Source organism: Bacillus sp. FSL R5-0434 (genome assembly GCF_038004745.1).
Lineage (GTDB): Bacteria > Bacillota > Bacilli > Bacillales > Bacillaceae > Bacillus > Bacillus halotolerans.
Genome location: NZ_JBBORV010000001.1, coordinates 3562746 through 3574840, shown reverse-complemented (window position 1 = coordinate 3574840; position 12095 = coordinate 3562746). Strand labels below are relative to the sequence as shown.

The 12095-nt window shown below is 42.2% G+C and carries 9 protein-coding genes; 8 read left to right on the top strand and 1 reads right to left on the bottom strand.

What is annotated here, in order from left to right:
- The first annotated feature begins 13 nt into the window (after window positions 1-13).
- The gene (gene wecB / locus NYE43_RS18625) at window positions 14-1156 is read left to right on the top strand and encodes a non-hydrolyzing UDP-N-acetylglucosamine 2-epimerase (RefSeq protein ID WP_103671250.1); all 1143 of its coding nucleotides are present in this window, start codon (window positions 14-16) and stop codon (window positions 1154-1156) included.
- A 40-nt stretch (window positions 1157-1196) separates the two neighbouring features.
- Here wecB and tagU read toward each other — a convergent pair whose 3' ends face one another.
- Complete coding sequence (gene tagU / locus NYE43_RS18620) at window positions 1197-2117, bottom strand: polyisoprenyl-teichoic acid--peptidoglycan teichoic acid transferase TagU (RefSeq protein WP_341062365.1); 921 nt, start codon at window positions 2115-2117, stop codon at window positions 1197-1199.
- Between the two features lie 213 nt (window positions 2118-2330).
- On the opposite strand from tagU, the gene NYE43_RS18615 reads away from it, so the two are divergent.
- The 7 genes from NYE43_RS18615 (at window position 2331) to tuaC (ending at window position 12091) form a co-directional block, all read left to right on the top strand.
- Complete coding sequence (locus NYE43_RS18615) at window positions 2331-2654, top strand: hypothetical protein (protein WP_105954028.1); 324 nt, start codon at window positions 2331-2333, stop codon at window positions 2652-2654.
- 27 nt (window positions 2655-2681) lie between these two features.
- Entirely contained in the window at window positions 2682-4835 is a 2154-nt protein-coding gene (locus tag NYE43_RS18610) for a SpoIID/LytB domain-containing protein (protein ID WP_341062362.1), read from the top strand.
- An 89-nt stretch (window positions 4836-4924) separates the two neighbouring features.
- Window positions 4925-6412 (top strand): N-acetylmuramoyl-L-alanine amidase, encoded by a 1488-nt coding sequence (locus NYE43_RS18605; protein ID WP_268497429.1) that lies wholly within the window; start codon window positions 4925-4927, stop codon window positions 6410-6412.
- Window positions 6413-6625: 213 nt separating this feature from the next.
- Window positions 6626-8533, top strand: coding sequence for a glycosyltransferase family 2 protein (locus NYE43_RS18600; RefSeq protein WP_284559819.1), 1908 nt, complete (start codon window positions 6626-6628; stop codon window positions 8531-8533).
- Between the two features lie 234 nt (window positions 8534-8767).
- The gene (locus NYE43_RS18595) at window positions 8768-9424 is read left to right on the top strand and encodes a sugar transferase (protein ID WP_024123040.1); all 657 of its coding nucleotides are present in this window, start codon (window positions 8768-8770) and stop codon (window positions 9422-9424) included.
- Between the two features lie 49 nt (window positions 9425-9473).
- Complete coding sequence (gene tuaB, locus NYE43_RS18590; RefSeq protein ID WP_095712899.1) at window positions 9474-10925, top strand: teichuronic acid biosynthesis protein TuaB; 1452 nt, start codon at window positions 9474-9476, stop codon at window positions 10923-10925.
- Entirely contained in the window at window positions 10922-12091 is a 1170-nt protein-coding gene (tuaC, locus tag NYE43_RS18585) for a teichuronic acid biosynthesis protein TuaC (protein ID WP_216393917.1), read from the top strand. The genes tuaB and tuaC overlap by 4 nt, the downstream gene beginning before the upstream one ends.
- Window positions 12092-12095 lie beyond the last annotated feature (4 nt).

Below are 12095 nucleotides of genomic sequence, written 5' to 3'. Positions count from 1 at the left end.
CCAGGTGACAATTATGAAAAAACTAAAAGTCATGACCGTCTTCGGAACCAGGCCGGAAGCGATAAAGATGGCGCCGCTCGTGCTTGAATTAAAAAAATACCCTGAAATAGAGTCCTATGTAACGGTGACTGCCCAGCACAGACAAATGCTGGATCAGGTGCTTGAAGCGTTTCGGATTAAGCCTGATTTTGATTTGAACATTATGAAGGAGCGGCAGACGCTGGCAGAAATTACGTCAAATGCACTTGTGAAATTGGACGAGCTGTTTAAAGACATCAAGCCTGATATTGTGCTTGTCCACGGTGATACGACGACGACATTTGCCGGAAGCCTTGCCGCGTTTTATCATCAAATTGCTGTCGGGCATGTGGAGGCCGGTCTTCGCACAGGCAATAAATATTCTCCGTTTCCGGAAGAGCTCAACCGCCAAATGACCGGTGCTATTGCTGATTTGCATTTTGCACCGACAGGACAGGCAAGAGACAACTTGTTAAAAGAAAACAAAAAGGCCGATTCTATTTTTGTAACGGGCAATACAGCGATTGACGCGCTTCGCACAACAGTTAGGGAAGGTTATTCACACCCTGTCCTTGACCAGGTTGGTGAGGATAAGATGATTTTGCTGACCGCTCATCGCCGTGAAAACTTAGGTGAGCCGATGGAAAACATGTTTAAGGCCATCCGCAGAATTGTAGAGGAATATAATGATGTACAGGTTGTTTACCCTGTGCACCTTAACCCTGTTGTCCGGGAAGCGGCTCAAAAGCATTTTGGCGACTCTGACAGAGTGCATCTGATTGAGCCTTTAGAAGTGATTGACTTCCATAACTTTGCGGCAAAATCCCATTTCATTTTGACTGATTCCGGCGGAGTGCAGGAAGAAGCGCCATCGCTCGGGAAACCGGTTCTTGTGCTTCGTGATACGACGGAGCGCCCTGAAGGAGTGGAAGCAGGGACGCTTAAACTTGCGGGGACAAATGAGGAGAACATTTATCAGCTTGCAAAAGAGCTCTTAACTGACGCCGATGAGTATCAGAAAATGTCCTATGCTTCAAATCCGTATGGTGATGGACAGGCCTCCCGCCGGATTGTAGAGGAATTGCTGTTTCACTACGGATATCGGAATGAACATCCGGACTCTTTTACGGGTAAATAAAAAAGAAGCTTTGCACATAGGTGCGAAGCTTCTTTTTGTTTTAGCTTTCTAAGCTTTCTTTCAGTTCATTTGTGATGTCAGCTAGCTCGCTCTCATCTGCTTTATAGTAATAGACGTCATTGATTCTTGTGCCTTCGCCTTTCAGTTCGTGCTGCTTGATATGTTTTCGGGCGCCTTTGTAATCGGACTGGATATCCCACATATTATCAAACGTCAAATTGGTTTTCACATTATCTTCAACGACTTTAAACATATCTCCAAACTTTGTAACGGAAGAAATATTTGCCCCTTTGTTAATGATTCCTTCGATCACTTGGCGCTGACGGTCCTGACGTCCGAAATCTCCTCTTGGATCTTCTTTTCTCATTCGTGTATACGCTAATGCTTCTTTTCCGTTCAGTGTGATTTCTCCTTTGCCGAATGAATAACCGTCATAGCTGAACGCAAATGTGCTGTTAACTGTGATGCCGCCGAGTGTATCAACCACGTCTCTAAAGCTTTCCATATTGACTTTTACAAAATAATCGACCGGAACATCGAGGAAATTTTCAACCGTGTCAACTGTCATTTGTGTACCGCCATATGCGTACGAATGGTTGATTTTATCCATCGTGCCTTTTCCGATAATTTTTGTATAGGTATCACGGGGAATACTGACCATATCTGTGGTGTTCGTTTTTGGGTTAACGGTCATATAAATGAGTGTATCGGCGCGTCCTTTATCGCCGGAACGTTCATCCACCCCCATAATTAAAACAGAAAACGGGTCTTTTTTATTGATATTAACCTCTGTATCCCTCTTTTTGGATTTATCAATACTTTCATGAATACTTGCCACGGTTGAAGCGGCTTTATGCCATAAGTAGTATGCATAACCGCCTGTACAGAGGACGAACACTGCCAGTATGGTTAAAATGACAAGTAAAACCTTTCTCTTTTTCTTTCTTTTTTCAACTCTCATAAATAATGTCCTCACTTTTTTGTAATCTAGTTCGATTATAAGTTTCTTAATATTTGAAAACAACTAAAATTTGTCTGGTTCTTTACAATAGACGACGGCTTGTAACAAATGTTTCGGTAATTTAAGAAAATCCGCAAAAAATTTTCGTTGTTTTGAAAGAAATCTTAAAATAAGCTTAAAATTGTCGATAAAAAGAGGAGAGGTGATATAGGAATGAAAAAAATCGCTATTTTAATGTTCTCAATGCTGCTTCTTTTATCTGCCTGTGGCACAGCTGAGAACAAAACAGGTTCAGAGACAAATTCAGAAAGCCAGGATTCGGCTGCTGAAGAGACTGTAACGAAGGAAGGCACGTTTGCCGGTTTAGCAGACAGCCATACGATTGCAGTCACTATTGATGGTAAAGAAACTTCGATTCAGGTTGGTTCAGACCTTCAGGACAAAATGAACAGCATTTCAGAAGGACAAAAAGTTGTTGTCAAATATACTAAAGGAACAAATGGCGTCCTAGAGCTTAAAGATTTAGAGACGAAGTAATTTAACTTCTTAGGGGGTTTACATGTTTTGAAAAAAATGAAGCTTTTGCTTCTATCGTCAGTCACTGCAGCGGCTTTTGCATGTCCGGCATTTATGCAGTCTGCAAAAGCCGCTGATAAAACCATTTCGGTAAAGCTGAGTAATTATGTAGGCAGTAAGTCAAGTCTGGATGTGGATATAACAGGCGGTTATGAGATCTCTGGTTCAAGAATTGCAGATACAGAGCGGTATGGGGGAGCTACTCGTTTTGATGTTGCCAATAATGTTGCTTCAGCGGGCTGGACAAACCCTACAACTGTAGTCATTGTGAACCGAGATGCCTTTGCGGATGCGCTCTCAGCAACACCGCTGGCTAAAAAATACGATGCTCCGATTCTGTTAACAGATGCGAATTCTTTAACACCTAAAACAGAAAGCGAAATTGCGAAATTAAACCCTGATAATATCCTCATTATTGGCGGGACAATAAGCGTTTCTAAAAATGTAGAAAACACATTGAAAAAATATGGTTCTATTGATCGGATTGGCGGGGCTACCCGTTATGAGGTTTCTAAAAACATCGCCGACCGCATGGGGAATTACAGTCAAGCTGTAGTGGCAACCGGCATGGTCTTTACAGACGCCCTGTCAATTGCGCCATATGCTGCAATGAACGGTTATCCGATATTACTTGCGGGAGACAATAACATCCGCAGCGATTATAAAATTCCGAGCAAGGTTACAATCGTCGGCGGTCCGTTGAGTGTCAGCACTGGCGTGGAAACCACATTAAAAAAACAAGCGACTGTGAAACGGATTGGCGGGGTTTCCCGTTATCAAGTATCTGCCAATATCGTAAAAGAATTAAATATGAAAGCAACAAAGGTTTTCTTGTCGAACGGCCAAACCTTTGCGGATGCATTGACGGGGTCTGTGCTTGCAGCAAAGCAGGGAAGTCCTTTATTGCTTGTTGAATCCGGCAGCCTGCCGTCACCAGTCGCTGATGTAGTGGCGGAAAAAGGGACACAGTCATTTGCTCTGCTTGGAGGAAGCATCTCCATCAGTGATTCGCTGAAAAATAACCTGGCTGATACCTTTGCGGGGACAGGGTATTCAGTTAAATTGTCCGGCGGGAACCTAGTACTCTATAAAAACAGCACTGCCATTAAAACTTTAGGTACTTCTTTTACCGCAAAGCCTAAAAAATACGCAACAACAAATTCTATTAGCTTGAATGGAACGCCGTATCTCGGAAACATGAAATTTACGATTGAGTCCGGTAAGTACGTTCGCCCGATCAACGTGGATATCCCTTTTGAGGATTATTTAAAGGGTGTTGTTCCGCACGAAATGCCGGCAAGCTGGCAGAAAGAGGCGCTAAAGGCTCAAGCTGTCGCAGCGAGAACCTATTCCATCAGCTCGGCCGGAAAAGAAGTGAAGGATACTACTGCTTTTCAGGTATACGGCGGCTATGACTGGAATTCGAAGACTTCTGAAGTGGTAGAATCCACAAGAGGAAAAGTCTTGAAATACAATGGGAATTTGATTTCAGCTACGTATTCATCAAGTAACGGCGGATATACAGAAGCGAGTAGCGAGGTCTGGAGCAGCCAGCTTCCTTATTTAATCGCCAAAAAAGATACGTACGACCCGCAAATCAGCTGGTCCCTGTCATTAAACAAAACCCAGCTGGATAAAAGCAGTCTGAATCTAAAAAGCCCGGGATCGTGGTGGAACTCTAAAAATGAAACAAACTCTGCCTATTTAAGCGGTTTGAAAAGCTGGTTTATTAAAAATAAAAACAGCAATGCCGAGTCTATCAAAATCACGAAAATTTCCAGTGTGAAATTCAGCACGGCAAAAACAGCCGGCCAGCGTCCGGAAACAGCAGATGTAACATTTTCATATTTCGCAAAAGAGAAATCAAATGGTTACATCCTTTCGAATGGAAGTTTGAGTGAAAAAACAGCGACAATTTCTGTACCGACGACACAGCTTAGAACAATGCTTGGCGCTTCAAATATGAAGAGTACATATGCGTCTGTCTCAAGCAATACAAGTGCTTTTATCATTAGCGGTAAAGGTTACGGACACGGTATAGGCATGAGTCAGTACGGGGCCAATGCCAGAGCTGCTGCCGGGCAATCATATACAACGATTTTAAGTTTTTACTATCCGGGAACGACTCTATCAAGCTATTAAAAGATTGATAGAAGTTCAGGGAGGCGCTGCTGCCTCCTTCGTTCGTTATTTGATGTATGAATCATTATCAATCTTTGGAGGGACTATCTTTGCGGATCTTTCTTAAAAGCATACCAATCCTGATATTGGGAGTCGTGTTGTTTGTACCAAATGCTTTTGCGGCCAATTCTGTCACAAGACTGGATGGGGCAAGCAGATATGAAGTTGCTGTGAATGTTTCAAAACAAGGCTGGAGCAGCGCGGGCACAGTTGTTGTGGCGAACGGAACAGCCTATGCCGATGTATTAACTGCAGCTCCTCTGGCTTATAAATACAATGCTCCTATTCTATTAACTGAATCATCTAAACTGACTGCGCCGACTAAAAACAGAATCAGCCAGCTCAAACCGAGCAAGGTCATCGTAATTGGCGGAACGATCAGTGTTTCCAACAATGTTGTAAGTGAAATGAAAAACCTGGGTGTTTCCACAGTGGAACGTATTGGCGGAAGAAGCCGCTATGAGGTTGCCCAAAATATCTCTAAGAAATTGTCTTCAAATTCTAAAGCAGTCATCGCAAATGGAACGGCATATGCTGACAGTCTGGCAATCGGTTCTTATGCTGCACGCAATGGAATTCCGATTTTGTTAACAACGGCAAGCTCAATTCCGACACCGACAAAAAATGCGATGAGCAGTAAAGGAACGTCATCGACTATAGTGGTCGGTGGTGAAATCAGTGTCTCAAAAAGTGTTTACAGCCAGCTTCCTTCTCCAACAAGAATCGGCGGAAACAGCCGTTTCGAGGTCGCTGCAAACATAGCGAAAAAGTATTATTCTTCATCAAAAGCCGCTTTTGTCAGCAATGGCTATACATATGCCGATGCTTTAGCGGGTTCTGTCCTGGCGGCCAAGCAAAATCGTCCGATGTTATTTACGGATGCCGGTTCACTGCCGACTGCTACAAGAGCAGCCATCGGGTCAAATAGCAAGAATACGTTCACTGTACTTGGGGGAACCATTTCAGTTACAACAAATGTTGTCAACCAGCTTAAAAATGTAATGGTAGGTAAAAAGGTATTTGTAGATGCTGGACACGGAGGATACGACAGCGGAGCGGTCGGGAACGGATTAAAGGAGAAAGACGTTAACCTTGCCGTTGCAAAGCTCGTAAACAGCAAACTTTCTAAAGGCGGAGCTATACCGATTATGGCCAGATCAACGGACGTATTCTTAGAGCTTTCTGAACGTGTTGCAAAAGCCAAAAGCAACAATGCTAACCTGTTTGTAAGTATTCACTCCAATTCAGCGAGCCCGGCTGCTACTGGAACAGAAACATACTATTATACAAAGTATGAGTCAGACAACAGTAAACGCCTTGCGACAGAAATACAAAACCGGCTCTATAAAGCGCTGAATACTCAAAACCGCGGCGTGAAAATCGGAAACTTCCATGTGATCAGAGAGTCGACGATGCCAAGCAGTTTAGTGGAGCTGGCATTCATATCAAATGCAAATGACGCTAGTAAGTTAAAGAGTGCTTTATACCAAGAAAAAGCAGCGCAAGCGATATATGAGGGAATTATCGGCTATTACTAGAAAGATAAGTACTTACTTGGATACGGCTTGTCGGCAAACCTATCAGGAATTGCTGGCAAGCTTTTTTATACGGTAAAATGAATTTGAAATGAGCCTACCTTGTAAAAGTTTAACATAATTTAAACTTAGGTATATTTTTTTTGATATTTGTTTTTGCTATAATGAAATGAATCAAAATATTTATTCTGACCCAGTAGGGTAGTGAGGTAATCGATGAAAATAAGCATTGCTATACCTGTATATAATTCTGAAGATCTTATTTCTGAATGTCTTGACAGCTTAGTTAATCAAACAATGCCTAAAGAGGATTATGAGATTATATGTGTCGATGATAAATCTACGGATTCGTCTTTAGACATATTGAATCAATATAAACAGAAATATGAAAACATTGTTGTTGTTGAAAGAACGGAAAACTCAGGCGGACCAGGTGCTCCGCGGAATGACGCAATAAAAATTGCCAAAGGTGAGTACATTTTATTTGTTGATTCCGATGATTATTTAGGCAGTGAAGCATTGTTGAGATGGTATAATTTTTCAAAAGAGAATCAATCTGATATTACTTTAGGAAAATTAAAAGGGATAAACGGAAGAGGAGTACCGAAATCGATGTTTAAGGAAACAAATCCGGATGTTGATTTGGTTGATTCCAAAATCGTGTTTACCCTTGGACCTCAAAAACTATTTAAAGCTTCACTTTTAAAAGAGAATCACTTAACGTTTCCTACTCACATAAAAGCAGCAGAGGATCAAGTCTTCACGATGAATGCTTATCTGAAAGCAAAGAAGATATCTGTTTCAGCTGACTATGATTATTACTATCTGGTCAAAAGAGACGGCGAACATATGAGTGTTGCTTATGTTCCTCCAGAAAATTTTTATGGAGCAATGGAAGATATTATCTCTGCAATCAAAGCAAGTGATTTGGAAGAAGAGAGAAAAATTAAGCTGATGGCAGTATTTTTAAATAGGCATTTCGATTTCTCTCGGACAAAAAATGTCACGATCAAAATGAAAAATGAGAAAGAAAGAGCAGAATGGTTTCAATATCTCTCATCATTTATTCATGCAGTCCCTGAAGAGGCTGATCAGTTTGTATTACCGCATATCAAATTACGGCTTCTGTTTATTCGGAATAATGATTTACAAGGATTAACCCAGTATGAGCGTGAGGAACAAGACATCAAAAAGTTCTGTACGGTGCATGAAGGTAATCTTATTGCACGTTACCCTAGCTTAGAGCGTTATCAAGTTTCTGAAGAGCTATTAAAAGTAAATTATAAAAACAAACTTGAACATTATCTGAAGAATATTGAATTTAGTGACCGTATGCTCAGCATTCAAGGAACAATTAAACACAAATTGTTGGATGATGAAACGAACAAAAACCAATCTCTTACTGGCGTATTTGTTCATCGCAATACTAAGGCGGAGAAGTATATTTCGCCAGTTTCATTTGATAATTCAACATTTGCATTTGAATGTCTGTTTGATGAGATTGCATCTGCTGAAGAAGATTTAGGAGTTTGGGATTTCTTCATTGAATCATCAGTAGACAGCTACAAACTTAGAGCAAGAGTAGGGAATAATCGAGCTTCTTACAAATATTCAACAAAAGCTATGTATCTGGGTCATAATGCTTTGTTTGTCTATAGCGCCAGACCATATTTTACAATGAATTATGATAATCTTTCGATTGATATAAAGAAACATGCCTATACAGAAGCTGAACTTTCTTATGAAGCAGAAACAAAAGATTTATCATTTATTTTTAGCGGTAAACAAATCTGTCTGCCAAATCATTCGAAAATTATTGTAAATACCGGCCAGTCTGAAATCTCATTGCCGATAAAACGTGTTGATTTAGAGCCTGATAGCACTAAATTAACGATAAATATTCAGGGTTTGCTTGACCAATTGTCTAATGTTAAAAAAGACCAGCGATTAGTTGAATTTGCGATAAATACATCAAATAATAAAATCAGTGCAAAAGAGGATAATCAAGCGATTATCCTAGATAAAAAGAACGCGGAACAAAGCTTTATGTTGTTTTTTAGAAAAACGGTTGAGGTTCAATACAAGCTGACAACCTCTAAATCAAAATTTTACTTTCAATATTAAAATGCTTCTATTGAAGAGACAAATCGATGTAAAACGGTTTGTCTCTTTTTTTATACAAAATGCTTAGTTTTTAAAAAAAGTGTCAAAAACAATAAAAAGTTAACAAAGAAATGTCAGAAAAAATAACAAATTCACACTTCTTAACAATCCATTTACAACCAATTAACATCCGTCTGCTAAACTGACTGGCATAGGTCATCATAACATCCCAAACAAATCGTGAGGTGTGTGTCAGTGGGTGCAGAAAAAAGCATGAATGTGAGTCGCGAATTCTCAGTGCAGCAAGCATCATTTGCATTATCTGAAAAAACGGCTCGTTATTTGGCAGTAAAGCGCGTGATGGATATTTGGTTTGCGCTGATTGGATTGGTGGTTGCGCTGCCAATGATTGCGGTATTTTCAATATTGATTTGTTTGGAGACGCCGGGGCCTGCCATCTATACGCAGGAGCGTGTAGGAAAAGGCGGGAAACCTTTTAAGCTTTATAAGCTTCGTTCCATGAAAATAGATGCCGAGAAGTCTGGGGCGGTTTGGGCGCAGAAGCAGGATCCGCGGGTGACACGAATTGGAGCATTTATCAGAAGAACGCGAATTGACGAGCTTCCTCAGCTGTTTAATGTGCTGAAAGGCGATATGAGCATGATTGGACCTCGCCCGGAACGTCCAGTGTTTACGGAAAAGTTCCAGAATGAGATTCCGGGGTTTACACAGCGTCTGGCTGTCAAACCGGGATTGAGCGGCTGGGCGCAGGTGAACGGCGGTTACGACATGACGCCGAAGGAAAAGCTTATATTTGATTTATATTACATTCGCAATCTGACTTTCATGTTGGAATTAAAAATTATGTTAAAAACTTGTAAAGTAGTCTTGACAGGTGATGGTGCAAGATAAACATCTGCATTCGCCATCAAACTGAGCTTAAAAAGAAGTAGGGAATATGATGCCAAGTATTACAAAACAAATCATGAGCGGCGCAAAGTGGACAAGTGTTTCAACAATCTGTATTACAATCATTCAAATCGTTCAGTTTGCCTTGCTTGGAAATATGATGACCTTAACGGAATTTGGACTCGTCGGCATGATCACAACGGTTACAATATTCGCCCAGATTGTGCTTGATATGGGATTTGGCGCCGCGTTAATTCAAAGAGATGACGCCACGGAGCGCCAGCTGTCAACATTGTATTGGCTGAACATTATGACCGGCATTTTGCTGTTTGTGCTTTTATATGTGTGCAGTCCCGTCATTGCGGGATTTTATCAAAGAGAAGAGCTTGTGTTTCTCATCAGGATTTTGGGGATTATGTTTTTGGTAGCTCCGATCGGACAGCAGTACCAGTATATGCTGCAGAAGGAGCTGCAATTTAATACGTTAAGCAAAATAGAGATTTTTTCAAATGTATTGTCCTTCGGATATTTAGCGATAGCGGTTTTTATGACGGATGCGATTTTGGCGTACGTGGTTTCTCAGGTGCTGCTGCAGTCCAGTAAAGGGATTCTATTCTGGGCTGTATACCAAAAAAAATGGCGCCCATCCTTTGTTTTTGATCTAAGGGGAATGAAGGAGTTCTTCTCCTTTGGAGCCTTTCAGCTTTCATCCCGTCTTGTGAACAGGCTGGGAGCGAACATCGATATGATCTTAATCGGCCGGTTTATCGGTGCCGAAGCGCTGGGCATTTATAATCTTGCCTACCAGATTGTCACCATTCCGGTTTTGAAAATTAATCCGATTGTGACGCGGGTCGCGTTTCCCATTTTCGCCAAAAACAAATACGAAAACAGCGTGATCAGAGAAGGCTTTCTGAATATGACAAAAATGCTTGCGCTTGTATCGTTCCCGCTGTTAATCGGGCTCGTATCCGTGTCAGACGCCTTTATCGCAGCTGTTTTCGGAGAAAAATGGCTTGCTGCTGTCCCTGTTCTGAATGTTCTTGCCATCGTCGGGATACTCAGGGTGCTGATGAATCCGAATGGTTCTGTGCTTCTTGCTAAAGGAAGAGCAGATTTGGCTTTTTATTGGGACTCCGGCGTCATGCTGCTGTATGGTTTGTCGCTGTTTGCAGCTGTTCAGACGGGCAATCTTCTGACTGTCGCTTGGGTATATGCCGTCATCAGCGTTTTCAATTTTCTAATCGGTCGCTGGCTGCTGGCATATGTCATTAAGCTCAATCTTTCAGCTTATTTTAAAGCCGTTATGAAGCCGTTTCTGATCACAGCGGGTATGGCCGTTATCGCGTTCGGCGCGAGTTTAGGAACAGAACGCTTCAGCTTGCAGGCGGAAATGAGGCTGGCAATTTCAGTGGCGGCCGGGGCGCTCTGCTATCTCTTTCTTTTGGGTAAAGCGTACCCTCAGATGAAAAGCAAACTACTAAGAAAAGGACGTTTGTCATGAAGATTTTGTGGATCACAAGCGTATATCCAAGCAGTCTGAAACCCGGCGAGGGTGTGTTTCATGAAACACAGGTGCAAGAGCTGCTGAAGCTCGGGCTGGATATCACCGTGATATGCCCAAGACCTTTTCACCCTGCGCCTGTCCGTATGCTGAAAAAGGCATACCGAAAAAAGGATGCCAGACCAGAATATGAGATACGGAAAGGAATCCCGGTTTACCGGCCTTTCTATCCCGCTGTTCCCGGCCAGCTGAAATGGGCTCAGCCGCACCGGCGCATTGGGGCAGCTGTTTTAAAAACCATTAAACAGCATGATTTGAACCCTGATCTGATCCATGCGCACTTTGCTATGCCTTCGGGCGGGGCTGCGGCAGTCGTGTCAAAGACAATCGGGATTCCGTATATTTTAACTTTGCATGGCAGTGATGTGAATGTCTATCCTCACTACAGCAAAGGCGCGTTTAAAGCCTTCAAAACTGCGGTTGGTTCCGCATCCGCAGTTCTTGCAGTCAGCGAAAAGCTTCAGGAAGAAACCAAAAAACTTTCTGGCTTTGACAGTACGGTTTTGCCGATCGGCATACAGCTCAGCCGTTTTCAGGAAAATGATCAGACAAAAGAAGAAATCAGAAAAAACCTCGGGCTCCCGCTTGACCAGCACCTTGCTGTCTATGTGGGCAGGCTCGTTAAGGAAAAAGGCATTTTTGAATTGTCAGAAGCCATTGAGATGATGGAGGAAGCGCCTCGAGCTGTTTTTGTGGGAGACGGCCCCGCAAAATCTTTGCTGATGCAAAAGGGACATATTGTAACAGGCCAAGTGCCGAATCACAGGGTGAGAGAGTATTTGCTCGCCGCAGATATGTTTGTGCTCCCTTCTTATAGCGAGGGAATGCCGACTGTTGTGATCGAGGCGCTGGCGCTGCGGGTTCCTGTCATCTGTACAGATGTCGGTGGAGTGGCTTCATTATTCGGAAAGCATCGGCATTTGCTGATTGAACCGAAATCAGCTCAAGCCTTAGCAAACACGATCTCTTTATACGCACAAGATCAAATATGGCAGCCGGAAGTGGCAGATGAATTATATCAAATCATTCACACTCAATATGACGCCGGGAAAAATGCCAGGGCGCTGTATGATCAGTATCAGATGGTTCTGAAAACACCTGTTTAATCGT